At 60.2% G+C, this 24,914-nt stretch carries 22 protein-coding genes; 8 read left to right on the top strand and 14 right to left on the bottom strand.

All coding sequences use genetic code 11. The annotated features are described in order from the left end of the window. Nucleotides 1–1,181 precede the first annotated feature (1,181 nt). The 3 genes from plsB (at nt 1,182) to B3N48_RS00840 (ending at nt 4,874) form a co-directional block, all read left to right on the top strand. On the top strand, nt 1,182–3,674 hold the full coding sequence (gene plsB, locus B3N48_RS00850) for a glycerol-3-phosphate 1-O-acyltransferase PlsB (protein ID WP_296178478.1): 2,493 nt from the start codon (nt 1,182–1,184) through the stop codon (nt 3,672–3,674). Between the two features lie 63 nt (nt 3,675–3,737). After that, nucleotides 3,738–4,139: a YbaY family lipoprotein gene (locus B3N48_RS00845; protein ID WP_296178473.1), complete on the top strand. Its 402-nt coding sequence runs from the start codon at nt 3,738–3,740 to the stop codon at nt 4,137–4,139. A 45-nt stretch (nt 4,140–4,184) separates the two neighbouring features. Beyond that, nucleotides 4,185–4,874, top strand: a complete 690-nt coding sequence (locus B3N48_RS00840; RefSeq protein WP_296178472.1) for a DUF4197 domain-containing protein — start codon at nt 4,185–4,187, stop codon at nt 4,872–4,874. 70 nt (nt 4,875–4,944) lie between these two features. Here the strand turns inward: B3N48_RS00840 and B3N48_RS00835 are convergent, their stop codons facing one another. The 3 genes from B3N48_RS00835 to B3N48_RS00825 all read right to left on the bottom strand — a co-directional run bounded on the left by B3N48_RS00835 (nt 4,945) and on the right by B3N48_RS00825 (nt 10,026). After that, the gene (locus B3N48_RS00835; protein WP_296178469.1) at nt 4,945–5,511 is read right to left on the bottom strand and encodes a DUF4337 domain-containing protein; all 567 of its coding nucleotides are present in this window, start codon (nt 5,509–5,511) and stop codon (nt 4,945–4,947) included. 330 nt (nt 5,512–5,841) lie between these two features. After that, entirely contained in the window at nt 5,842–8,919 is a 3,078-nt protein-coding gene (locus B3N48_RS00830) for an efflux RND transporter permease subunit (RefSeq protein ID WP_296178466.1), read from the bottom strand. Nucleotides 8,920–8,925: 6 nt separating this feature from the next. Continuing rightward, nucleotides 8,926–10,026: an efflux RND transporter periplasmic adaptor subunit gene (locus tag B3N48_RS00825; RefSeq protein ID WP_296178464.1), complete on the bottom strand. Its 1,101-nt coding sequence runs from the start codon at nt 10,024–10,026 to the stop codon at nt 8,926–8,928. Nucleotides 10,027–10,118: 92 nt separating this feature from the next. On the opposite strand from B3N48_RS00825, the gene B3N48_RS00820 reads away from it, so the two are divergent. After that, nucleotides 10,119–10,766 carry a TetR/AcrR family transcriptional regulator gene (locus B3N48_RS00820; RefSeq protein WP_296178460.1) on the top strand — a complete coding sequence of 216 codons (648 nt, stop codon included), beginning with the start codon at nt 10,119–10,121 and terminating at the stop codon, nt 10,764–10,766. A 178-nt stretch (nt 10,767–10,944) separates the two neighbouring features. Here the strand turns inward: B3N48_RS00820 and B3N48_RS00815 are convergent, their stop codons facing one another. Continuing rightward, complete coding sequence (locus B3N48_RS00815; protein WP_296178458.1) at nt 10,945–11,727, bottom strand: class I SAM-dependent methyltransferase; 783 nt, start codon at nt 11,725–11,727, stop codon at nt 10,945–10,947. 98 nt (nt 11,728–11,825) lie between these two features. Here B3N48_RS00815 and B3N48_RS00810 point away from each other — a divergent pair, with 98 nt between their 5' ends. Further along, entirely contained in the window at nt 11,826–12,455 is a 630-nt protein-coding gene (locus B3N48_RS00810) for an energy transducer TonB (protein WP_296178456.1), read from the top strand. A gap of 117 nt (nt 12,456–12,572) precedes the next feature. Here B3N48_RS00810 and B3N48_RS00805 read toward each other — a convergent pair whose 3' ends face one another. From B3N48_RS00805 to ppc, 6 genes are all read right to left on the bottom strand, one after another. Beyond that, nucleotides 12,573–13,271 (bottom strand): extensin family protein, encoded by a 699-nt coding sequence (locus tag B3N48_RS00805; protein ID WP_296178454.1) that lies wholly within the window; start codon nt 13,269–13,271, stop codon nt 12,573–12,575. Nucleotides 13,272–13,315: 44 nt separating this feature from the next. Then, nucleotides 13,316–14,182 (bottom strand): DUF72 domain-containing protein, encoded by an 867-nt coding sequence (locus tag B3N48_RS00800; protein ID WP_296178814.1) that lies wholly within the window; start codon nt 14,180–14,182, stop codon nt 13,316–13,318. Nucleotides 14,183–14,184: 2 nt separating this feature from the next. Next, the gene (locus B3N48_RS00795; RefSeq protein WP_296178451.1) at nt 14,185–14,481 is read right to left on the bottom strand and encodes a hypothetical protein; all 297 of its coding nucleotides are present in this window, start codon (nt 14,479–14,481) and stop codon (nt 14,185–14,187) included. Between the two features lie 250 nt (nt 14,482–14,731). Further along, entirely contained in the window at nt 14,732–15,406 is a 675-nt protein-coding gene (gene tsaB / locus B3N48_RS00790; protein ID WP_296178448.1) for a tRNA (adenosine(37)-N6)-threonylcarbamoyltransferase complex dimerization subunit type 1 TsaB, read from the bottom strand. A 117-nt stretch (nt 15,407–15,523) separates the two neighbouring features. Further along, nucleotides 15,524–16,171, bottom strand: a complete 648-nt coding sequence (gene adk / locus B3N48_RS00785; protein ID WP_296178446.1) for an adenylate kinase — start codon at nt 16,169–16,171, stop codon at nt 15,524–15,526. Between the two features lie 285 nt (nt 16,172–16,456). Next, nucleotides 16,457–19,093, bottom strand: coding sequence for a phosphoenolpyruvate carboxylase (gene ppc, locus B3N48_RS00780; protein WP_296178444.1), 2,637 nt, complete (start codon nt 19,091–19,093; stop codon nt 16,457–16,459). A 245-nt stretch (nt 19,094–19,338) separates the two neighbouring features. On the opposite strand from ppc, the gene B3N48_RS00775 reads away from it, so the two are divergent. The 3 genes from B3N48_RS00775 (at nt 19,339) to B3N48_RS00765 (ending at nt 21,219) form a co-directional block, all read left to right on the top strand. Continuing rightward, a complete protein-coding gene (locus tag B3N48_RS00775; RefSeq protein WP_296178442.1) occupies nt 19,339–19,683 on the top strand; it encodes a pilin assembly protein in 345 nt (114 codons plus the stop codon). A 279-nt stretch (nt 19,684–19,962) separates the two neighbouring features. Next, nucleotides 19,963–20,388 (top strand): DUF4398 domain-containing protein, encoded by a 426-nt coding sequence (locus B3N48_RS00770; protein ID WP_296178439.1) that lies wholly within the window; start codon nt 19,963–19,965, stop codon nt 20,386–20,388. A 48-nt stretch (nt 20,389–20,436) separates the two neighbouring features. Next, nucleotides 20,437–21,219: an OmpA family protein gene (locus tag B3N48_RS00765; RefSeq protein WP_296178436.1), complete on the top strand. Its 783-nt coding sequence runs from the start codon at nt 20,437–20,439 to the stop codon at nt 21,217–21,219. 422 nt (nt 21,220–21,641) lie between these two features. Here the strand turns inward: B3N48_RS00765 and B3N48_RS00760 are convergent, their stop codons facing one another. The 4 genes from B3N48_RS00760 to B3N48_RS00745 form a co-directional block, all read right to left on the bottom strand. Then, nucleotides 21,642–21,968 carry a hypothetical protein gene (locus B3N48_RS00760; protein WP_296178434.1) on the bottom strand — a complete coding sequence of 109 codons (327 nt, stop codon included), beginning with the start codon at nt 21,966–21,968 and terminating at the stop codon, nt 21,642–21,644. Continuing rightward, entirely contained in the window at nt 21,965–22,915 is a 951-nt protein-coding gene (locus B3N48_RS00755) for an alpha/beta hydrolase (RefSeq protein WP_296178431.1), read from the bottom strand. The genes B3N48_RS00760 and B3N48_RS00755 overlap by 4 nt, the downstream gene beginning before the upstream one ends. A 128-nt stretch (nt 22,916–23,043) precedes the next feature. After that, the gene (locus B3N48_RS00750; protein WP_296178429.1) at nt 23,044–24,321 is read right to left on the bottom strand and encodes a flavohemoglobin expression-modulating QEGLA motif protein; all 1,278 of its coding nucleotides are present in this window, start codon (nt 24,319–24,321) and stop codon (nt 23,044–23,046) included. A gap of 28 nt (nt 24,322–24,349) precedes the next feature. Further along, complete coding sequence (locus tag B3N48_RS00745; RefSeq protein ID WP_296178426.1) at nt 24,350–24,907, bottom strand: hypothetical protein; 558 nt, start codon at nt 24,905–24,907, stop codon at nt 24,350–24,352. Nucleotides 24,908–24,914 lie beyond the last annotated feature (7 nt).

Below are 24,914 nucleotides of genomic sequence, written 5' to 3'. Positions count from 1 at the left end.
TCGGCCTCCTGAAATCCCTGTGGGAGCCGGCTTGCTGGCGAATGCGGGGGTACAGAAATATCAATGTTGGCGCCCCCCCGCTTTCGCCAGCAAGCCGGCTCCCACAGCCTTCGGCCAGAATCAAAAACAGATCGGCGTATGGAAAAACCAAAACTGCCTGCGCTCAACCCATGCTGTGTAGACCCAGATCAACATCTACGCGTAACGCCCAAAACGCGTTCGGTCGACCTCCTGAGGTCCCTATGGGAGCCGGCTTGCTGGCGAATGCGGGGGGGAAAGAAATATCAATGTTGGCGGGCCCCCGCTTTCGCCAGCAAGCCGGCTCCCACGGCCTTCGGCCAGAATCAAAAACAGATCGGCGTATGGAAAAACCAAAACTGCCTGCGCTCAACCCTCGCTGCGTAGACCCAGATCAACATCTACGCGTAACGCCCAAAACGTTCGGTCGGCCTCCTGAGATCCCTGTGGGAGCCGGCTTGCTGGCGAATGCGGGGGGACGGAAATATCAATGTTGGCGGGCCCCCGCTTTCGCCAGCAAGCCGGCTCCCACGGCCTTCGGCCAGAATCAAAAACAGATCGGCGTATGGAAAAACCAAAACTGCCTGCGCTCAACCCATGCTGTGTAGACCCAAATCAACATCTATGCGTAACGCCCAAAACGCGTTCGGTCGGCCTCCTGAGATCCCTGTGGGAGCCGGCTTGCTGGCGAATGAGGGGGTACAGAAATATCAATGTTGGCGGGCCTCCGCTTTCGCCAGCAAGCCGGCTCCCACGGCCTTCGGCCAGAATCAAAACAGATCGGCGTATGGAAAAACCAAAACTGCCTGCGCTCAACCCTCGCTGCGTAGACCCAGATCAACATCTACGCGTAACGCCCAAAACGCGTTCGGTCGGCCTCCTGAGATCCCTGTGGGAGCCGGCTTGCTGGCGAATGAGGGCGGGACAGAAAAATTAATGTTGGCGGCCCCCCGCTTTCGCCAGCAAGCCGGCTTCCACAGCCTTCGGCCAGAATCAAAAACAGATCGGCGTATGGAAAAACCAAAAATGCCTGCGCTCAGCCAAGGATGTGTAGACGCAGATCACTATCAACGCGAGCGGGAAAGCCCCCCTGCTTTGCCCATCCCCGTCATATCCGGCAAACTGACCGCTTCGTGGGCCTGGCCCCTCTGTGCAGAATTCGTATGACCCGCTCCCCTTTTCGCCGTCTCGTCTTTGGCACCCTGCGTCGCCTGCTGTATGTGTGGGTGCGTTCCGAGACGATCAATCAGTCGTCTTTCACCCTCAATCTCGACCGCAGCCGCCCGGTCTTTTACGCGCTGCAAAGCCCGTCGATGACCGATCTGGCAGTGCTTGACACCGAGTGTCGCAAGGCCGGTCTGCCGCGCCCCGTGCTGCCGGTGGTGGTCGGCAATCTGACCGAACCTGCGGCCTTCTTTTATCTGACGCCGGAGCCGGATTGGCTGGGGCGCCAGGACAAACGTGGCGCGCCGCCGACGCTGGAACGGCTGGTCGGTGCGGTCACGCAGAACGCCACCGAAGACGCGCAAATCATCCCGGTCAGTGTGTTTTGGGGGCAATCGCCGGACAAGGAAGACAGCCCGTGGAAGCTGCTGTTCGCCGACAGTTGGGCCGTGACAGGACGCCTGCGCAAGCTCATCACTATCCTGATTCTGGGTCGCAAAACCCGCGTGCAGTTTTCTGCGCCGATCCACGTGCGCGACCTGGTGGATGAAAACAAGGGCTACGAGCGCACCGTGCGCATGGGCCAACGTCTGTTGCGGGTGCATTTCCGCAACCTGAAGGCAGCGGTCATCGGCCCTGATATTTCTCACCGACGCAACCTGGTCAAAGGCCTGATCAACGACCCGCTCGTGAAACAGGCGATCCTCGACGAAGCCGCACGCGAGAAAATTTCCGAAGCCAAGGCACGGGAAAAAGCCCTGCATTACGGCAACGAAATCGCCTCGGATTACACCTACACCGCGATCCGTTTTCTGGAAGTGGTGCTGAGCTGGTTCTGGAACAAGATCTACGACGGCATCAAAGTCAGCCATATCGAAGGCGTGCAGAACGTCGCGCAGGGCAACGAGATCATTTACGTGCCCTGTCATCGCAGCCACATCGACTACTTGCTGCTGTCCTATCTGCTGTTCCGCAACGGCCTGACGCCCCCACATATCGCGGCGGGCATCAACCTCAACATGCCGGTGATTGGCGGCCTTCTGCGACGGGGCGGCGCTTTCTTCATGCGCCGTACGTTCAAAGGTAATCCGTTGTACACCGCCGTGTTCAACGAGTACCTGCACACCCTCTTCACCAAGGGGTTTCCGGTCGAATACTTCGTCGAGGGCGGCCGCTCGCGCACCGGGCGCATGCTGCAACCCAAGACCGGCATGCTCGCCATCACCCTGCGCAGCTACCTGCGCAACTCCCGCACGCCCATCGTGTTCGTGCCGGTCTACATCGGCTACGAGCGCGTGCTGGAGGGCCGCACGTACCTCGGCGAATTGCGCGGGGCAGCGAAGAAGAAAGAGTCGATTTTCGACATCTTCAAAGTCATTGGCGCGCTCAAGCAAAAATTCGGGCAGGTGTCGGTGAACTTCGGCGAGCCGATCAAGCTGGAAGACTTTCTCAATCACGAACAACCCGACTGGCGCGCCCAGGCATTAGGCCCTGTGTACAAACCCGCGTGGCTCAATCAAACGACCCATCGCTTGGGCGAACGGGTCGCGCGTCATTTGAACGAAGCGGCGGCGATCAACCCGGTCAATCTGGTGGCACTGGCACTGCTCTCGACTAACAAGCACGCGCTGGACGATCGCGCGCTGGCGCGAGTGCTTGACCTCTACCTGACCCTGTTGCGCAACGTGCCCTACTCGCCCCACACCACGCTGCCGGAGGGCGATGGCGCAGCGTTGATCGCCCACGTCAAAGGCATGGACCTGCTGTCCGAACAGAGCGACAGGCTCGGCAAAATTCTGTATCTGGACGAGCAGAACGCAGTGCTGATGACCTATTACCGCAACAACGTGCTGCACATTTTCGCGCTGCCAGGGTTGCTCGCGAGCTTCTTCCAGAGTTCGTCGCGCATGACCCGCGAGCAGGTGTTGCGCTACACCCGCGCGCTGTATCCGTACTTGCAATCGGAGCTGTTCATCCGTTGGTCACTGGACGACCTGGACGGCGTCATCGATCAATGGCTGGCGGCGTTCGTCGAGCAAGGGCTGTTGCGATTCGAGAACGACGTTTACCTGCGCCCTGCCCCGAGCTCTCGAAGTTTCGTGCTACTGACGCTGCTGTCCCGCGCTATTGCCCAAACGCTGCAACGCTTCTATATGGCCATCGCGCTGCTGCTGAACAATGGCCAACGCACCTTGACCGCTGAAGAATTGGAAGACCTGTGTACGATCATGGCCCAGCGTCTGTCGATTTTGCATGGCCTGAACGCCCCGGAATTCTTCGACAAAAGCCTGTTCCGCCATTTCATTCAGACATTGCTGGACGAGGGCGTGCTGCGCCAGGACGAGAACGGCAAGTTGGGTTATCACGAGCTGTTGGGCGAGTTGGCCGAAGGGGCCGCCAAGCGGGTGTTGCCGGCGGAAATCCGATTGTCGATTCGCCAAGTGGCACTGCACCGCGATGAAGAGGTCTTAGACGCAGGCCCAAGTGTCTGAGCCCCTGCGCTCGTTGATCGGCATCTGCGGGCACGCCCCCTTTGTGACATGGAGAAGCACCTGATGAAACGTCTGATCCTGGCCTTGGCCACCACCGTCCTGGCCGCCTGCGCCGGTCATGCGCCGGACAACATGAAAGGCACGCTGGACGGCGAAGTGTTTTACCTGCAACGCATGGCCCTGCCGCCGACTGCAACATTGAAAGTCACGCTGCAAGATGTCTCTCTGGCGGATGCCCCCGCGCAGACATTGGCCAGCGAAAGCGGCCCGATCAAAGGCCAGGTACCGTTACCCTTTCATCTGACCTACGATCAGCAGCAGGTCAAACCGGGCCACACCTATGCCGTCAGCGCGCGCATTGAAGTCGATGGCAAGCTGTTACTGATCAGCACCGAACGCTACACCGTGGACCTGACGCTGGAAGATAAACCACGGGTCAAGATTCGTGTGAACCCGGCGAACTAAGCGGCCTTGACCCGATTTTCTTCACCTCGCAATAGGACCTTACCCATGCTGCTTCGCTCTCTCTCGTTCACTGGCCTGTTTGCCGGGTTGTTGCTCTCGGCCAATGCCTTTGCGCTGTCGCTGGGTGACCTTTCGCAATCGGACGCGACCGGTGGCCTCAAGGACGCCCTGACTCAAGGCGCGCAGATTGCCGTCAAGCAACTGGGGGTGCCGGGCGGGTTCAGCAATAACAAGGACGTGCGCATCGAGCTGCCGGGCAAGCTGGGCAAAGTGGCGAGCAAGATGAAGCTGCTGGGCATGGGGACGCAAGTGGATCAGCTGGAAACCAGCATGAACCAGGCCGCTGAAGCCGCCGTACCGCAGGCCCAGGCGATTCTGGTAGATGCCGTGAAGAAGATGAGCGTGGCGGATGCCAAGGGTGTCCTGACCGGCGGCAAGGATTCAGCCACTCAGTACCTGAACACATCCAGCCGCGAGCAGATCCGCGCCAAGTTCCTGCCCATCGTCAAGCAGGCGACCGACAAAGTGGGTCTGGCGCAGCGCTACAACGCCTTCGCGGGCAAGGCAGCGAGCCTGGGCGTGTTGGATGCCAAGGATTCCAACGTTGAAGGCTACGTGACCGAAAAAGCCCTCGACGGCCTCTTCGAAATGATCGCCAAGCAGGAAGAGAGCATCCGCGCCAACCCGGCCGCAGCGGCGACCAGCCTGGCGAAGAAGGTGTTTGGCGCGTTGTGATCGACCTCGTTCAGCAAGCAGCAAAACGCCCCGACACTGCGAAGTGCCGGGGCTTTTTCAAAGGCTGCGTTCAGAGATGCAGCCACGCCATCACGCCGAGCAAGACACTGACGCCACCTGCGCCGTACGCGGTTTTCTGAAGCCACTCTTTGCGTGTGAGCAAGGTGATCGCGGCAAGGGAAATGGCCATCTGAATCGCCATCATCGCCTGCGCCCAGCGATGGTGGGAATGCAACAGGCGCTCGGATTTTTCGTCCCACGCTTCGGCTTGCGCTTCCAATGCCTCGGCCTTGGTTCTCGCCGCCTCTTTATCGGCTTTATAGCGCTGCACCTCAGCCACGTAATGCGCCGTGTCCATACCCGGCATGTGACTGGCCAGATCCGCAAGATTTTCGCGACTGGACTTGGCCTGGTAGTAATTCCACTGATTCGACGCCTCGGTTTTCTTGATCGCCGCGTTGTTCTTGTCCATGGCCGCTTCGCTTTCGCTCGAACCGGCCTGATAACTCAACAGCGCACCGACCGTCGCCATGATCGCCGTCATGACCGCGATCCTCCCGGCAAACCGATCCCCCGTGATGTGCGCGTGCTCGACATGATGCTCGTGAGGGCTGGGGACTTCGAAGGATTCGGACATGGACTTCTATCGCCTGAAACGACATGGACTCGGATGGGGGTTGAGCAGCCGAAGGCTGGCGGCGCGAATATAGGAAAAATTCGTGAGGGCGAGAAGTGCAACGGTAGGTTTGTTCAGCCTTTAGCAAGCTACAAACCACCGGAGGGGGCGATCAAGGACTCACCCCCCTTCTGTGGGAGTGGGCTTGCTCACGAAGAGGGAGATCCATGCGCCGAAAAAATGGCTGACCGGACCGGCGCTTTCGTGAGCAAGCTCACTCCCACATGCAATGTGGCTGGCTGAAGATCAGAGCAGCCTCACTGCCAGGCTACGGGCATACCTGCCCCTGCATCAGCTCGGAGTTTCACGTTCATTCACCCTGAACCACGCCGCATACAGCGCGGGCAAAAACAGCAGCGTCAGCGCGGTCGCGACGATCAACCCGCCCATGATCGCCACCGCCATCGGGCCGAAGAACACACTGCGCGACAGCGGGATCATGGCCAGCACGGCAGCGAGGGCCGTCAGCACAATCGGGCGGAAGCGGCGAACCGTGGCTTCGATGATGGCTTGCCAGCGATCGAGGCCTGCGGCGATGTCCTGTTCGATCTGGTCCACCAGAATCACCGAGTTGCGCATGATCATCCCCGACAACGCAATGGTGCCAAGCATGGCAACGAAGCCGAAGGGCTGGCGGAAGATCAGCAGGAACAGGGTCACGCCGATCAGGCCCAGAGGCGCTGTCAGAAACACCATGAACGTGCGTGAGAAACTGCGCAGCTGGATCATCAGCAACGTCAGCACGACGACGATGAACAGCGGCACGCCAGCATTCACCGAGTTCTGCCCGCGGGTGGAGTCTTCGACGGTGCCGCCGACCTCCAACAGATAGCCATCCGGCAATTGAGCGCGCACGTCATCCAGCGTTGGCAGTATCTGATTGACCAGCGTCGCGGGTTGCTCCTTGCCATAGATGTCGGCGCGAATGGTGACGTTCGGCAGCCGATTGCGGTGCCAGATGACCCCTTCTTCGAAACCGTATTCCAGCGTGGCCACTTGCGACAGCGCGACGCTGCTGCCGTTGGCGGTGGGCACCGCCAGGCTCGCCAGGCCGCCCAAATCGTGGCGCTCCTGCTCGGTGCCGCGCAGCAGAATTTCGATCAGTTTGTCGTCCTCGCGATACTGGCTCACGCTGGAACCGGTCAACTGGCTTTGCAGGAAGCTCGACAGGTCCGCCGTGGTCACGCCGAGCGCGCGAGCCCGGTCCTGATCGACATTGAGGTAGACGACTTTGCTCGGCTCTTCCCAGTCCAGGTGCACATTGACTACGTGCGGGTTCTCGCGCACTTTCGCCGCAACCTTGCGCGCCAGCGCCCGCACTTCATCGATGTGTTCGCCAGTCACGCGAAACTGCACCGGGTAGCCCACGGGCGGGCCGTTTTCCAGACGCGTGACCCGAGGGCGCAGCATCGGAAATTGTTCGTCGAGCGTCTGAATCAGCCAGGTGCGCAGGGCCTCGCGGTCTTCGATGGTTTTCGCCAGCACGACGAACTGAGCGAAGCTCGCCGCCGGCAGTTGTTGATCCAGCGGCAGGTAGAAGCGCGGCGAGCCGGTCCCGACATAGGCCACATAATTCTCGACCCCGGCGTGGGATTTGAGCATGGCCTCCAGGCGCTTGACCTGCTCGGCGGTATTGCTGAGCGAGGCGCCTTCGGCCAGCTTGAGGTCGACCATCAGCTCCAGTCGTCCCGAGGCCGGGAAGAACTGCTGCGGCACGAAGCGGAAGCTGAAAATCGACAGGGCGAACAAGGCGATGGTCAGCACGATCACCGTTTTGCGGCGCCGCACGCACCAGCCCACCAGACCTCGCACACGCTTATAGAACGGGGTGCCATAAGGGTCCGGCGCGTCTGGTCCAGCGCCGTGTTTGGCGGCGTGGATTTTGGCCAGATCCGGCAACAGACGCTCGCCCAGGTACGGCACGAACACCACCGCCGCGACCCACGACGCCAGCAGGGCGATGGTCACTACCTGAAAGATCGAGCGGGTGTATTCGCCAGTGCTGGACTGCGCAGTCGCGATGGGCAGAAAGCCTGCTGCGGTGATCAGCGTGCCGGTGAGCATCGGGAATGCAGTGCTGGTCCAGGCGAAGCTGGCCGCTTTAAGCCGGTCATAACCCTGCTCCATTTTGATCGCCATCATCTCCACGGCGATGATCGCGTCGTCCACCAGCAACCCCAACGCCAGGACCAACGCGCCGAGGGAAATCTTGTGCAGACCGATGCCGAGGTAATACATGGTGGCGAAGGTCATCGCCAGCACCACTGGAATCGCCAGCGCCACCACCATGCCGGTGCGTACGCCGAGGGAGAAGAAACTCACCAACAGCACAATGCCCAAGGCTTCAGCGAGGACCTGCACGAACTCGCCGACGCTGGTTTTCACCGCGGCGGGCTGATCGGAGACCTTGCTCAGCGTCATGCCCGCCGGGAGATTGTTCTGCAGGCGAGCGAACTCGGTTTCCAGCGCACGCCCCAGCACCAGGATGTCGCCGCCATCCTTCATCGCCACGGCCAGGCCTATCGCATTCTGCCCCATGAAGCGCATTTCTGGCGCAGGCGGATCGTTGAAACCTCGGCGCACATCGGCCAAGTCGCTGATGCGGAACGTGCGATCACCCACGCGAATCGGGAAGTTGCGAATTTCATCGACGGTCTGAAAACGCCCCGTCACCCGCAGTTGAATGCGCTCGCTGGGCGTCTCGAAGAAGCTCGCAGCGACGACCGCATTCTGGGCTTCCAGTGCTTGCTGCACGGCTTGCAGCGGCAGGCCCAGGGTCGCGAGTTTGACGTTCGAAAGCTCGATCCAGATCTTCTCGTCCTGCAGCCCGATCAGCTCGACCTTGCCCACGTCCTTGACCCGTTGCAGCTGAATCTGGATGCGGTCGGCGTAATCCTTGAGCACGGCATAGTCGAAACCTTCGCCGGTCAGCGCGTAGATATTGCCGAAGGTGGTTCCAAACTCGTCGTTGAAAAACGGCCCTTGCACCCCAGGCGGCAGGGTGGCGCGGATGTCGCCGATCTTTTTGCGGATCTGATACCACAGCTCGGGGAGTCTGGCCGAGACGAGGGAATCCCGCGCCATGAACGTCACCTGAGACTCACCGGGCCGCGAGAACGAGACGATGCGCTCGTAATCGCCGGTTTCCATCAGCTTCTTTTCAATGCGGTCGGTGACCTGGCGCGACACCTCCTCAGCGCTGGCTCCCGGCCACAACGTACGAATGACCATGGCCTTGAAGGTGAACGGCGGGTCTTCGCTTTGTCCCAATTTGGTGTAAGAAAGCGCGCCGACGGCGGCCAGCAGAATCATGAGGTACAGGACCATCTGTCGATTGTGCAGGGCCCATTCGGAAAGGTTGAAACGCATCCGTGCTTACTCCTTCGCCGCCAGTTTCACCGCACGGTTGCTGCGATCGACCGGGCGAACCTGCTCGCCGTCGTGCAGCACGTGAACGCCCGCTGCCACCACCCAGTCACTGGCTTCGAGCCCCCCCAGCACCGGCACCGATTCCTGACCATAAGGGCCGACTTGAACGGGGGTGCGCTTGAGGGTGCTGTCGCTTTGCAGACGCCAGACGTAGGTCTGCCCCTGCTCGGCAGTCAAGGCCGACAACGGTACAGACAGGGGGACATTGTGTTCGGACGCAATGAACACGCGGGCGCTTTGCCCCAATTCGGCGGGCACTTTGCCGCCTGCGAAAGCGATGCGCGCGGCAAACGTGCGAGATCGCGGATCCGCTGCGGGGGACAGCTCGCGAATACGGCCAGGAAAACGCTGTTCCCGCTGGGTCCACAACTCGACAGACACCGGGTCACCGATCTTGAAACGGCCGTAATTCTGCTCCGGCAGGCTGATCGACACCTCGCGCTCGCCATCGGCAGCGAGGGTGAACACGGTCTGCCCCGCCGCCACCACTTGACCCACCTCGACCAAGCGTTTGGCGACGACGCCATCCTGGGACGCACGAAGTACCGCGTAACCGGTCTGATTGTCGGCGACCGTGAGTTCAGCCTTCAGTTGTCTGAGGCGCGCATCGCCCGCGCGATACAGATTTTCGGCGTTGTCGAACTGCGATTTGCTGACCATTTGCCGGTCTATCAACGTCTTGTAACGGTCACGCTCCGAGCGGACCATCTGCAGGTTCGCCTCGGCCGCCGCGACTTGCGCCCGCGTGGCATCCAGTTGCAAGCGCACGTCTTGTGCATCGAGTTCGGCCAGCGGCTGATTGGCCTTGACCCGCTCGCCCTCTTCGACGAGGCGTTTGCTGACTTTGCCAGGGATGCGAAACGCCAGGTCCGGCTCGAAACGGGCACGGACTTCGCCAGGGTAGCTGTCCATGGATTGGGCCGACGGCTGTGGTTGCACAACCATCGCGGGGCGTACGGTAGCAGGGACCGAGGCGTCCTGACCGCAGCCGGCCAGCAACGCCGCCAGACAGATGGGTACAGCAAGAAACAAGGCATCGCGAAACATGGTGTGGCACCTTGGTAAGAGAGCTTTGAATAATTGTACTGGCGAGTATATTGAGAATTACCGAACTGAACAGTCCACTAATCAAAATGAATATGCCTGACGACTCTCTGACCGAATCCCCTACTACTGTCGGCCCCGGCCGCCCTAAAGACTTGGCCAAGCGCAAGGCGATTCTGGACGCGGCCAAGGACCTGTTCGTGCGCAACGGCTATGCGGGTACCAGCATGGATGCCGTGGCAGCTGAAGCCGGTGTTTCCAAACTGACGGTCTACAGCCATTTCACCGACAAAGAGACACTGTTTTCAGCGGCCGTGGTGGCCCGTTGCGAGGAACAGTTGCCTGAACTGTTTGTGGTCGTCGCGCAAAATGCGCCCGTGGAGAAGGTATTGCTGGGGATTGCGAGGGGCTTTCACAGCCTGATCAATAGCCCCGAATCCATCGAGCTGCATCGCCTGATGATCGCTCTCGGCACCCAGGACACGTCGCTGTCAGCGGTGTTCTTCGAAGCCGGTCCGCAACGCATCCTTCAGGAAATGGAGCGTTTTCTGACGCGGGTGAACGACACCGAGGGGCTGCATTTCGATTCGCCCGTCAGCGCGGCGGGGCACTTTCTGAGTCTGATCAAGGGCGTGTGCAACTTCCGATTGCTGATCGGCAACGGCGGCGTGCCGGATGAACAGACCAGCGAACAGCATGTGCAGGAAGTGGTGGCGTTGTTTTTGAAGGCTTACAGAGGCTGAATTCGAGCTGCACCGCCGAATGCATGCCTTACATCACCCACTGTGGGAGCCGGCTTGCTGGCGAAAGCGGTATCTCAGGCAATATCAGGATGTCTGACCCGACGCATTCGTCGGATCGCCGCCCGCAGCAAGTCGGCTCCCACATGAATGTGGCGAGCCGACATCGCGTGGAGAACGTCTACGGCTTCAACGCCTTCTTCGGGTACACGTCATACCGGCTGGATTTTCCATCCAGGGCATACCCCGGCTTCGCGCCTTCGATGCACGGCGCCTTGCGCGGGCGTTTTACCACGACGCGGTGAGTCGCCAATGCCAAGGCCGCTTCCAGCAAGGCCGGAGCGTCCAGGTCGTCGCCCACCAACGGACGAAACAGTCGCATCTCTTTCTTTACCAGCGCGGTTTTCTCGCGATGCGGGAACATCGGGTCCAGGTAGATGACTTGCGGGGGTTCGCCTTCCCAGTGGCGCATCAGGTGGATGGCATTGCCCGTCAGCAGACGCATCTGGCCAATGATCGCGCCCACGTCGAGGTCCTGAGCCCCGCGCGCCAGACCGTCTTCGAGCAGCGCCGCGATGATCGGCTGACGTTCGATCAGGCTCATGTCACACCCCAGGCTCGCCAGCACGAACGCATCCTTGCCCAGCCCCGCCGTGGCGTCCAGCACCCGAGGTCTGACACCCGGCTGAACGCCCACGGCCTTGGCGATCATCTGCCCGCTGCCTCCGCCAAACAGGCGCCGGTGAGCCGCTTTGCCTTCGACGAAATCCACCCGCACAGGCCCCGGCGCATCGTCGCCCAGCTGTTGCAATTGCAGGCCAGCGTCAGTCAGTTGCAGGGCAAAATCGGCGTCGGCATCATCCAGCGGCAGCCCCAAACGGAGGGCCCACTGCTCGGCGCTTTTCAGGGCTTCAGGGGTGAGGGCTTCGACCCGAATGCGGCTGCCCGCTTGCTGCTCAGTCATCTCTTCAACACGCTCAAATTTTCTTAATGATTGGCAACATCTGCCGATAACAAAAGTATCCGGCATTTTGCCAGACCCACGGCATGTACTGAGCGCTTATGTCAGACATTCAGCAAACATCTCCGATAGGTTATTTGACGTACGTAGGCGACTACAGCGTACGCAATACCGAAACCCTGAGCGGCGTCACGCAGCTTTGGCAGGATGCGTTTGCCCGTGCGATGGCGCAGCAAGTCGATGACAACGCAACGACCCCGTCCGAATACAGCGTCATTGCCGCCACAACGGACAGCATGACCGGCGAACCCGTCGCGGGCGCCAGAACATTGGGCAAAATCGTAGAGCAGCGCGAATGCCCGGTCGTGGACACAGAAATTGCCCCGCCTGAGCCGCTGTTTCTGCCCATCGCCGAATTCGAATGGGACCTGGCCAAACGTCCGGTGCCATTCAGCGCCAGCGAAATGATCGAACAGCAACGCAATCTGGAAATCGACAGCAGTTGGGTTCGCCCCACCGTGCTGAATCCTTATGACGACAGCGTCGATCCGGGCCCAGGCCCTCAGCCACGCCCACTGTTCCTGCCCATCGCCGAATTCGAATGGGACTTGGCTGACAAACCCGCCACGCCGTACAGCGCTGAAGAAATGACCGAACAGCAGCGTCATCTGGAATTTGACAATGGTTGGGCGCGCCCGATTGTGTTGCAGAATCTGCGGATCGCGGCTTGATCAGAGCGGAACGCTGACTCTGTAGGCGTGAGCTTGCTCGCGATGCAGTAGGTCGGACGGCGCAGTGGTGACAGATAAAACGCGATCGCGAGCCAGATCACGCCGACAGAACTGACGCTACCGACACACCCGCCACCGCCCCATGTCCACGTGAAAATGATTTCGGTGTGCGGCGTTGTAATCCGGCCCCAGCACGGTGTTGAACTGCTGACACGCGCCCTTTCTGACCAGCCTCAGAAATGTTCCGTTGTCACCTTCATCTTTCCAATCCTTGAGTACGGAAATTCGCCTGCCATCCGCCAGACGAAATCCCGCAATGTCCAGCGCATTGGCCGACGCGTGCTGACTCAGGCGCCCCTCGCTGCGGTTGTAGACGTTGCGACAGGCGAAGCTGCCGAGGTGATCGATTTGCGTGACGTTCTGCCCGAATACCGCTTGCGCAGCGGGTTGCAAACCATGGATGTCGAACATGGCGTAGGCGACCGCCAAAGGACAGCTCGACAGAAAGCTGCTGCTGAGGGCCACATCCCCACCCTGAATGCGCAGGGTATTGCTCAGCGGGCATTTGGCGGCAGCGTCACTGTCGGCCTGATGGGAGTAACGCAAACTGGAGGTTTGCAGCGCCTGATCGCACAGCGTCGGATCCTCACGCAGGCGCATGAGTTTGAAGGACGTAAGGAAGTTCGGTTGTTCGCGTACGTCCAGCGGCGCCCAGGGGTTCCAGCGTGCCGGCACCGGCAGCCAGCCGCGCCAGACCGACAGCCCGATGCCGACACACATCAGCAGCAATAACAGGAAAAAGGTCGAGCCGCGCATGGGCAGGTTCCGCAGTGAGGACAGTGGCATCCCTCTAACTGACCTCACAACAAGCCCAGTTGCTCCACTTCTGGGCCACGCTCCAGCGTTGGCAAGTCCGACAGCCCCGGCAGCAATGTCATCAAGTGCCGATGGAAACGTCGCGCAAGATCAGGGGCACGGATGTTGTCGGGCGTATGCAGAAAAACGTAGGGCGTGCGGCCCTCTTCGATCCAGCCTGCCACCTTCACGGCCCACTGCTCGATAAACGGCTGATTGGCCTCCAGCTCTGGCCGCCCAATGAAACGCACTTGCGGAAAGCGCGTCAGGGCCGCAGGGCACACGGGGACTTTCGGTTTTTTCGACTGTGCGTGCAGCACAGCGGGATCGGTGGACACGCAACTGAACAGCGGCCGCGAATCCAGACAAATGCGCTCAACGCCCCGCTCCAACAACAGACGATTGAGCACGCGCTCGCCTTCGCCCTTGTCGAAGAACCCCATGTTGCGGACCTCGACTGCCAAGGCCTGACCTTCCAGCGCGTCGAGGAACGTGGCCAGCTCGCCGAGGCGGTGAGGTGTAAAGGTCGCAGGGAGTTGCAGCCACAGCGGTTGAATCCGATCGCCCAGAGGCGCGAGCAACTTCAGGAAATCCTGGGCAGCGCTGAGGTGTTCACGCAGATCGCCGCCGTGGCTGATGTCCCGGGGAAACTTGGCGGTGAAGCGAAAATGCGCTGGCAAGACGTGAGCCCAGCGCTCGACGGTGATGTCTTTCGGGCGGGCATAGAACGTGGTGTTGCCTTCGACGGCATTGAAGACTTGGGCGTATAGCGCCAGCAAATCATTGGGGCGGGCGTCTTGCGGGTACAACGATTGACGCCAGGCGTTTTCACTCCAGGAGGGACAACCGATGTAATAAGGAAAGTTGGCGATGTTCAAACGTGCAGATCGAGACCCGAGACTTCAAGGTCCCAATCGACGAACGTTGACGTCGTCAGATAGCTGCTCAGGGCATTGGCGACCCGGCGACTCATGGCCCGCGGGAAGATGATGTCCTGCTGGCGAGCGGGCACATTGGCCGTGTTACCGGTTTGACGACGAGGGGACTGCGCAACGACTTCGATATCGTCGTCGACGATCACTTCTTCAGAGGCACTGTCGATAGTCGCTGGGCCTTTGCGGGGCTTGCGCTTGATCGGGTACGAACGTTGTGAAGGACCGTTAATCCGCATCGATGTTTACTCGGCGTCTTGTAGTGGCAATTTAATCTCACGCGGGCAACTAAGCAAATACGTGAACGATAACTAGACCACAGTTATTGCCAAATGTTTAAAACCTTCGAGTAGAAACCAGGCAAATATCGCCGAACGGTAGCAAACGCTGTGACTTATGTCGCAGATTGGGCATGTAGCGGCTGAGGATGAGAAGTGGCTAGCCTCCTTTCGTGAGGTAGAGCTTGGCCGCTGAGTCAGCCTGAGAGGATCATCGCGCTTTTGGCGTGGCCACTTTATCGCGCAGATAAACAGGCTGCGCATCATCGGCAACGATGGCTTCTCCGCGCTGCCAGGCGAACGTGCCCAGGGTCAGCAAGTCCTGCGCATGGGGCAGCAATGTGGCGTCCCGACCAGCGAGTTTGACGCCGATGCGTTCGGCGTAGCCCCAGCCGGTGCCAGCGCCGAACCATTCGCCCGACGCATCAGGGGGTAGTGCCGCCAATTGAGGTGGCATCACGGCTTCTGCGCCGACCAATGTCATTTCGCGGGCCACCTCGCGATAGCAGCCCCAATACACTTCATCCATCCGCGCGTCGATGGCCGCCGCTACCTGCGTGACGCCCTGCTCACGAAACGCACGTTGCGCCAGCGCCGCCAGGTTGGACACCGGCAGCACCGGTCGGTCCAGCCCGAACGCCAGACCTTGCACCACACCGATGGCGATGCGCACGCCGGTGAACGCGCCCGGCCCGCGCCCGAAAGCGATGGCGTCTAGCGCAGACAGGCCAATGCCCGCTTCGGCGAGCAAGTCTTTGATCATCGGCAGGAGTTTCTGCGCATGCAGACGCGGGATCACCTCGTAATGCGTCAGCACGTTGCCGTCGTGCAGCAAAGCGACTGAGCAAGCTTCAGTAGCGGTGTCCAGGGCCAGCAAGGTCGTCATCGGGGTGTCCGTGGTTGAGCGAATGAAAGGGGGCGCACGAAGCGTTACACAATCGAGCGGCGCATTATAAACAACAACGGCCCGCAAGCGGGCCGTCGATCACTGCGCCGATGAGGATCAGGCCAGTGCTGCCTTTACCTTGGCAGTGATGTCTTCCACGGAGCCGATGCCTTCGATGCTGCTGAATTTCGGCGTGCCGTCTTTGGCTTGCAGTTCCTGGTAGAACTTCACCAGGGGCTCGGTCTGAGCGTGATAGACCGACAGCCGATGACGAACGGTTTCTTCGACGTCGTCCTTGCGCTGAACGAGGTCTTCACCGGTTTCGTTGTCTTTGCCTTCAACCTTCGGCGGGTTGAAAACGGTGTGGTACACGCGGCCCGAACCTTCGTGAACACGGCGACCGGAAATGCGCTTGACGATTTCTTCGTCGTCGACCTTGATCTCTACCACGTGATCAATCGCCAGACCGGCGTTCTTCAGGGCTTCGGCCTGAGGAATGGTGCGGGGGAAACCGTCGAACAGGCAGCCATTGGCGCAGTCCGGCTGCGACAGGCGGTCCTTGATCAGGCCAATGATCAGGTCATCGGAAACCAGGCCGCCGCTGTCCATGACGCTCTTGGCCTTCAGACCCAGCTCGGTACCCGCCTTGACCGCAGCACGCAGCATGTCGCCCGTGGAGATTTGTGGAATGTTGAATTGCTTGGTAATGAACGTAGCCTGAGTACCTTTACCGGCCCCGGGAGCTCCCAGCAGAATCACGCGCATTGTTGTGCTCCTCAATTTTTATAGAGATTTCGTCGGATTCGCCTAAATGGGGCCAATCACTTTAAAAAATTAACTGACCCAACGGCCAAAGGCTGATCAAGATACACAGCCGGTTCATGCCGCACAAGCCGCCAAAAGTCGCAGTAACCCGCGAAAAACCAGTCGCTTGCCATCGATCAATACGTGGGCACGACGCCGTGCAACTTCACCCCGGAATCCCGTTATCGATCGGTCATGCACTGCGAGATGAAGGCCTTCGCCTTCACTCGCGTCGGAAACGTCGGGTCAACCGGTGTTGCGCAAACCTGCGGCAATGCCCGCGACAGACACCAGCAGCGCTTGGACCAGAGGACTGTCAAGACTGGCGTCCTGTTTGCGCGACCGGGCCAGCAACTCGGCTTGCAAGAGGTGAAGAGGATCGAGATAGGTGTTGCGCAGACTGATGAACTCCAGCGTCTCGGGGCTGTGCGCCAGCAATTGCGACTGGCCGGTCAGCCCGAGCACCACATCGCACGCCTGCGACAATAGGTCGCGCAAATGCGCACCCAGGTGCAGCAGCTCCGGGGCCACCAGACGCTCGTCGTACAGCTGCGCAATGTCGCTGTCGGCTTTGGCCAGCACCATTTCCAGCATGTCGATCCGCGTACGGAAGAATGGCCACTGCTCGCGCATCTGCCCCAGCAACTCGCCCTGCCCCCGCTCCAGTGCCTGGCGCAGCGCATCTTCCCAACCGAGCCATGCGGGCAGCATCAGACGCGTCTGAGTCCAGGCGAAAATCCACGGAATGGCACGCAGACTCTCAACGCCACCTGCGCGTCGTTTGGCGGGGCGACTGCCCAGCGGCAGACGGCCCAACTCCTGCTCGGGAGTGGCTTGGCTGAAGTAGTCGACGAACTCGGGATTTTCACGCACCACCGCTCGGTAGGACTTCACGCCATCTGCCGCCAGCGCATCCATCATTTGCCGCCACTCGGGTTGGGGCAGCGGAGGCGGCTGAAGAGTTGCCTCCAGCACGGCGGCCAGATACAGATTGAGATTCTGCTCGGCAATGTCCGGCAAACCGAACTTGAAACGGATCATCTCGCCCTGTTCCGTGGTGCGGAAGCGCCCCGACACCGAACCGGGCGGCTGCGACAGAATCGCCGCATGGGCAGGACCGCCGCCGCGCCCCACGGTGCCGCCGCGACCGTGGAACAGCAGGAGCTCGACCTGCTGGGCGCGGCAGATCTCGACGAGTTTTTCCTGTGCACGATATTGCGCCCAGGCCGCTGCCGTGGTGCCCGCATCCTTGGCGGAATCGGAATAGCCGATCATGACTTCTTGTGGACCGTGCAGACGCAGGCGGTAACCGGGCAGGCTGAGCAGTTGCTCGATCACCGGCCCGGCGTTATCCAGATCGGCCAGGGTTTCGAACAGAGGCACGACGCGCATCGGCCGCTGCAACCCGGCCTCTTTAAGCAGCAATTGCACGGCGAGCACATCGGAGGCAGCGCCGGCCATGGAAATCACATAGGACCCCAGCGAAGCTGCTGGCGCCGCCGCCACTTCGCGACAGGTCGCCAGCACTTCGGCGGTGTCGGCGGCCGGTTTGAAATGCGCGGGCAACAGCGGGCGCTTGTTGCTCAATTCACGCAGGAGGAATTCAATGCGCGCCTCTTCGCTCCACTCGTTGTAACGGCCCAACCCGAGGTAATCGGTGATTTCGGTCATCGCCGCACTGTGGCGCGTGGAATCCTGCCGGACGTCGAGTTTGACCAGAAACAAACCGAAGGTGACGGCCCGGCGCAGGCAATCCAACAGCGGACCATCGGCGATAACCCCCATGCCACATTCATGCAACGACTGGAAACACAGCTGCAAGGGCTCGAGCAACTCCCGGTTACTGTTCAGCACGTCTTCGGGGACAGGCTGGGTCACCTTCAACGAGGCGTGGGCCCAGTTGCGGGTGGCGCGCAGGCGCTCGCGCAAACGCTTCAGAACGGCACGATAGGGTTCGACGCTGTCCCCTGCTTCAGCCTGCAAGGCGGGACTGGCACGCTGCATCGACAGTTCGGCGGCCAACTGGTCGACGTCGCGCAAGTACAGATCCGCCGCCATCCAGCGGGCCAACAACAGTACTTCACGGGTTACCGCAGCAGTGACATTGGGGTTGCCGTCGCGATCCCCGCCCATCCAGGAGGCGAAACGAATGGGCGCGGCCTCCAGCGGCAAATGCAGGCCAGTGGCGGCATGCAGTGCATGATCCGCCTTGCGCAGGTAATTCGGGATGGCCTGCCACAAGGAGTTTTCGATGACCGCAAAACCCCATTTCGCTTCATCCACCGGCGTGGGTCTGACGCGACGGATTTCTTCGGTGTGCCAGGCTTCAGCGATCAGGCGCTGCAACCGTTGGGTAATCTGCTCGCGCTCCTGGCGGTTCAGGTCACGATGATCGAGTGCGGCCAACTGCGCGGCGATGGCGTCGTATTTCTGGATCAAGGTCCGGCGCGCGACTTCGGTCGGGTGCGCGGTCAGGACCAGCTCGATTTCCAGCTTGCCCAACTGACGAGCCAAGGCGTCAGGTGACTGTCCGGACTGCTTCAGACGCTCCAGCAACTCGGGAAGTACGCGGGATTCGAACGGCTGAGGCTTGCTGTCATCGCGCCGATGAATCAACTGATACTGTTCCGCGATGTTGGCCAGGTTGAGAAATTGGTTGAACGCCCGCGCTACCGGCAGCAGTTCGTCCTCGCTCAGACTTTCCAGGTTCGAGCTCAATTGCTCGGTACTTTGGGTCGCGCTGCGGCGCCCAGCCTTGGCGCTCTTGCGTATACGCTCGATCTTTTCGAGAAAATCAGCTCCGTGCTGATCACGAATGGTATTGCCCAATAGCTCACCCAGCAGGTGAACGTCCTCACGCAATCGTGCATCGATATCAGCCATCCAGCCTTCCCCTTCAGCGTTTTGTTGTTCTGTCCTGAGTCAGTTCCGGCAGCCGAAACTGAACGCCCTCTTAAGTTTTGCCTCTATCAATGTGTATAGAGCGACAAATTCATGCACGTACGCAACCCTTTGCCTTACATCTGCCGGGAGCACGCTACGCTCAAAACCGGGCTCTGCCCCTCGCCGGACAGTGGCTCGACAATTCGCCTGAACCCGTTATCGCGCGGGTCGTTGGAGAGGTCTCTATGAAAATCCGTGAGCTTGCAAAACACTGGGAAGATTCCGCGAAAGGTCGCCTGACCAAAACCGGCTACGCGGTTCACCTGGATGTAGAAGCCGCGGCCCGTCTGGCCGCCATCGCCGAAATGTACCCCAAGCGCTCTGCCGAAGAATTGTTGGGTGAGTTGATCGGCGCTGCCCTGGAAGAACTGGAAGCCAGCTTCCCGTACGTCAAGGGCCAGCACGTGGTTGCCACTGATGAGGAAGGCGATCCCCTGTACGAGGACGTCGGTCCGACACCGCGCTTTTTGGCGTTGTCGCGGCGTTATCTGCAGGATATGTCTGAACAGCAGGACAGTCCTCAGCACTGATTACGACGTCGCTTTCAGCCTCTGCAAAATGTACGCGCTGCGCCCGAAAGCCGGGGGCGGCACGTATTTTTTTTGCGCCAATTTACGAGCGCCAATTTTACAGCGCGTAACAAAAGCGGGGGCATTAAGAGCGAAAACGTCTGAACTATTCAAAAATCCCGCAGGTCCGAGCAGTTAGCCATTACAGAAAAAGCCGACAAGTGGCAGCGGAATTGACCCAGCGTCATCCCCGTCCAGGCCCGCGCTGAAATGGAAAATTTAGCTTTCAGGAGTTCCAAAATGGAGTTGACCACCATGAATACCCGCACTGCCACTCACACCATCAAAGGTCCGCGCGGGCTGAAACTGGCCGCGTTGGTCGTGGGCACCAGCCTCCTGCTTGCCGGCTGCGCAGGCAAGCCTCCAAGCGAGCAATACGCTGTGACGCAATCTGCCGTGAACGCTGCCGTCAGCGCGGGCGGCACCGAGTACGCCGCAGTCGAGATGAAATCGGCGCAGGACAAGTTCAAGCAAGCCGAACTCGCCATGCAGGACAAGAAATACGACGAAGCTCGCAAATATGCCGAACAAGCTGAATGGGACGCTCGCGTAGCCGAACGTAAAGCCCAAGCGGCGAAAGCACAGAAAGCCGTGCAGGACGCTCGCCAAGGCGTCAACGAACTGCGTGAAGAAGGTCTGCGTCAGGCTCAGCCGACCGCTCAATAACCTCCCGCACTTCAAGCATTGCCCCTGGATTTAAAGGACGAAAATATTATGCGCAAACAAGTACTGATCCCTGCCCTGTTGGCCATGAGCGTCGGCCTGGCCGCCTGCTCTTCGCAACCGAACGTGAACCTGGAACAGGCTCGCACCAACTACTCGGCACTGCAAAGCAACCCGAAATCTACCGAACTCGCTGCCCTTGAAACCAAGGACGCCAGCGATTGGCTGAACAAGGCTGACGCCGCCTACCGCAATAATGAAGATCAGAAAAAGGTCGATCAGCTGGCCTATCTGACCAATCAGCGTGTCGAGCTGGCGAAGCAGACCATTAACCTGAAGACCGCCGAAAACGATCTGAAAAATGCCGCTGCCCAACGCGCTCAAGCGCGTCTGGATGCCCGCGATGCGCAGATCAAAGCCCTGCAAAACAGCCTGAACGCCAAGCAAACCGAGCGAGGTACGCTGGTGACGTTCGGCGACGTGCTGTTCGACCTGAACAAATCTGACCTGAAATCTGCCGGTCTGGTAAACGTCAACAAGCTGGCCCAGTTCCTTCAGGAAAACCCTGATCGCAAAGTGATTGTCGAGGGTTACACCGACAGCACCGGTTCCGACAGCTACAACCAATCGCTGTCCGAGCGTCGCGCCAACTCCGTGCGCATGGCGCTGGTGAAAATGGGCGTGAGTCTGGATCGCGTGGTGTCTCAGGGTTATGGCAAGGAATATCCGGTCGCTGACAACACCAGCGCTTCCGGTCGCGCCATGAACCGCCGCGTGGAAGTGACCATTTCCAACGACAACCAACCGGTTGCGCCGCGTTCGTCGATGCAATAAATCATTGCAGCGATAAACCAGAGCCCCGCCTGCTGACGAGCAGGCGGGGCTTTTTTGTGGGCGCTCATCAAGGCGGCCGATACGGCCCGGTCCCGTGAACCCGATCTTGGGAGAGCTGGTTGCTGGCCAACGTGATCGACCAGTGACATATCGGCCGCCTGACCTACCGCTTCGCTGCCGTCATGCCTCCGGCGTCTCCCACAGGATCGTGGCGTGTCGGCAGTTAGGGCCTGCAACTGAAATCGCACCCTAAGACACCCGGTGTGTAAACGCGACCACGGCAGGAGCCGCCGGAGGCACGACGGCCGCGATGGCGGTTTTCAGGTAACGCTTCTGGGACTGACCCGACGCATTCGCCGCCTTCGTTCCTAGGCGCCAGGTTGCAGCGGTGTTTCGGCGATCACATCACACAGCGGAAACGGTCACTGCACCTGCTGCGGCGTTGCCTGCCCCATGCAGCGCACGGCCTGTTTGCGGTCATTGACCAGCACGCCAGTCAGGCCTTTCTCTTGGGTGTCGAACAGCACCATCACGCCGTCGATGCACTGCGCGACCTGCGGCGCAGGTTCGAGGGCAACTTTGTAGTCCTCCCCTGGCACGGTCTTGAGCATCGTGAATTGGCTCAGTTCCAGCGCGTCTTCCGGTCTGGCGAAGTGCAGATAGCCGTAGTACCAAAGCACACCCACTGTGCCGAAAATGCAGGCAATGCCGGTGAGGATCTGGGGAATGACGTTACGCTCTTCGGTCATTGCGGATGCTCATGTGGGGGCGGTGCGGATGGGCTGTCCGATGACGCGGAAGGCGTCTTTTGGCTGCGCTCGGGATCAGGGTAGTTGGGGACTTCGGCCAGGCGACGCAGACCACTGAAATGCGACGGATCGTCCAGATAGCGCACCATCACCTCCTGCCACGTCGGGTCGGCGAAGGTCTGGACATGAGGGCCACGGGTCAATTGCAGCACCCGAGGCGGCGGCGCGCTTTGGTACAGGCTGATGCCATTGTGCAGCGGGACTTGCGTGTCATCGACGCTTTGGAACAGCAACATCGGCGTACCTTTCAGTTGGGCGATGCCGTTGATGGCGCTGTCGCTGTCCGGAATCACCCACGACAGCGGCCGCTTGAAGGGCCAGGTCAGCCAGGCGGTGCCGAGGGTGTAACGGGCGACCTCGCGATAGCTGGCCGGCACACCGTCAAGCACCAGTGCCTTGATGCGCGATCGCTGTTGCGGATGTTCGGCCAGATAATGCACGGCCAGCGCACCGCCGATGCTTTGCCCCAGTACCACCAGCGGTCTGCCCTGAACGTCGGGGGATTGGTTCAGCCAATCGAATGCGGCGTCGATGTCTTGATAAATCGCCGGCAGACTGGGTTCGCCTTCCGACTTGCCGTAGCCGCGATAGTCGAGCAGCAGCACTTGATAGCCCTGCTCCGGCAACCACCCGCTCCCTCCCAGGTGCCATGCCATGTTGCCGCCATTGCCATGCAGGTGCAGCACTGTGCCTTTGACCGGCACACCCTGCTTCGCCGGTAAGAACCACGCGTTCAGCCGGATGCCGTCCGCCGTGGTGACGGTGATATCGCGCCACGCCAAGTGGGCCTTTTCCGGTGTGAGTGGTACGTCGCGCTCTGGGTAGAACAGGAGTTGGCTGCAACCGGTGAGGGAAATGAGCAAAAGCAGCGTAAGAAAAGGCTTCAAGCGATCTCCTTGTCGTTCGGGTAACTGTAGGAGCGCGCTTGCCCGCGATGGCGTGAGTCTCATGAAGCGTGGGTGACTGACACAACGCAATCGCGGGCAAGCGCGCTCCTACAGGGCCTGAGAGACCTTCAGAGGATATTCGAGTAATCCGCCTCGATCCGGTCCAGGCTCAAATGATTGAGGAAGTTGGAGAAGCACATCCATGCTGACAGCGCATTCATGTCGCGGAACTGGTCCGGCAGGTATTTGGGCGGCACCACCAGCCCTTCGTCGACCAACTGACGCAAGGTGCGCATGTCTTCCAGGGTAGTCTTGCCACAAAACAGCAACGGCACCTGCTCCAGCTTGCCTTTCCTCACGGCCAACTGAATGTAGTTGTAAACCATGATGAAACCCTTGAGGTAGGACAGATCCTTGGTGAACGGCAGACCATTCGGCACAGAGCCTCGGAACACGCGGCTGGCATTGCCATAGCTTTCCGGCATGCCGAAGCCTTGCTCGCGATAGAACTCAAATACCTGCAGAAAATCCGCCCCCTCCTCCGCCATGTGGATCGCACGGGTGCGGTTGGTGAGTTTGCGCAGACGGCTAGGGTATGAGGCGAAGCCGATCACCTCCATCAGAATCGCCAGCCCTTCCTGAGTCACCGTCGATGAGGGTGGGCCTTTTGCAAGAAAGGTGCAGATCGGCTGGTTTTGACCATTGAGCGTCGTGCCCACATGCACCAGGCCCTCGTGGACCTCCAAGGCACGCACGTCACGCTCGTTGAACATCGCGTCGCTGCGGATCTTGATGTAGTCCGCGCCTGCCGCCGCGTCGGCGACGATGCCGTCGGATTCGAACACGCGAATGGTTTCTTCCGCCTCGCCGAAGGTGCGATTCAGGCGGCTTTGCAGCATCGCCACCGCATCTTTGGCGTTCAGGGTTTTCGGCTCGTCCTTGAGGTCGCCGCGCCCGGCAATGTTGTTCAGGTAATCGGACAGCATCATGCCGAGGTCGGCCAGCGTCGGATCTCCGGCATGGAACGCATCGGACGCAGCGCCGTACAGCTCTTGGGAAATCAAGCCAAAATCCGGGGTGCCGCGGGCTTCGAGCATGCGCACGACCATGCGGTATTCCTTGCACATGCGGCGCATGATTTGCCCGACCGGGTTGAACTGCCCCAATTGCCGGGTGATGTCGCGCTCGATGTTCTGAAACTCAAGCTTCACGGCGCCGGAGTCGAATCCCAGCGGGCGGTTTTCGTAGTAAGCGCGATCGACCTCGGGCAGTTGCTTGCCTTTGGCGGCGAGGAATGTCTTGCGAATGCTGTCGTCCCACTTCACCGCATCGAGCACGCGAATCGGTGTTTGCGCGAAGACGATGCGATCGGACAGCGCGCGAATGGTCTGCTGGTATTCGTCCACCCGGTACCCCTTTGATTAACCCGTGGCGCTATTTGGTCATGCGCTGATATTGAGCCGTTTTGAGAAAGACGTCGGAATTGGCGGTGTCGTCCAGGTACGCAAACACCTTGTCCATGGCAGTGGTGATCAGCACGCCATCGCCCTTTTCGGTCTCGATGGATTGACCTTCAAAGGTCTTCTGATCGACTAATTGCTGCATGCGTTCCAGGTCCAGGTCATAAATGACCAGTTCGTCGGTAGCGCTTTCGTTGTCGATCAGGTCGAAACCGGCGATCACGTAATTGGCGCCGTACTTCTCGGGCAATGCCGCCGAGACGTACCAACGGCTGCCGTGGCGGGAAACGGTAAAGGTGTATTCGTCGCGGTTTTTGCGGTCGCCCTTTCGGTAGCTCACGGCCTTGTATTGATTGTCGCCAGCGCGGCTGATTTCCAGCTCCAGCGGCTCGCCCCAGGCGTTTTTGCTGGTCCAGGTGCCGAGCAGCTTGGGCGGCGCGGTGTCGCGGGTGGGAATCGGGTCCTTGAAAGTCACCAGGCATCCGCTCAACAACGCGAACGACAAGGCGAGCAAGACGCTCCAGACTTTCATCGTTTCT

The organism is Pseudomonas sp. UBA1879 (assembly GCF_002338065.1).
In the GTDB taxonomy this organism is placed as follows: Bacteria; Pseudomonadota; Gammaproteobacteria; order Pseudomonadales; family Pseudomonadaceae; genus Aquipseudomonas.
The sequence above is the reverse complement of the archived record's forward strand: the minus strand, read 5'-3'. Positions and strand labels throughout refer to the sequence as shown.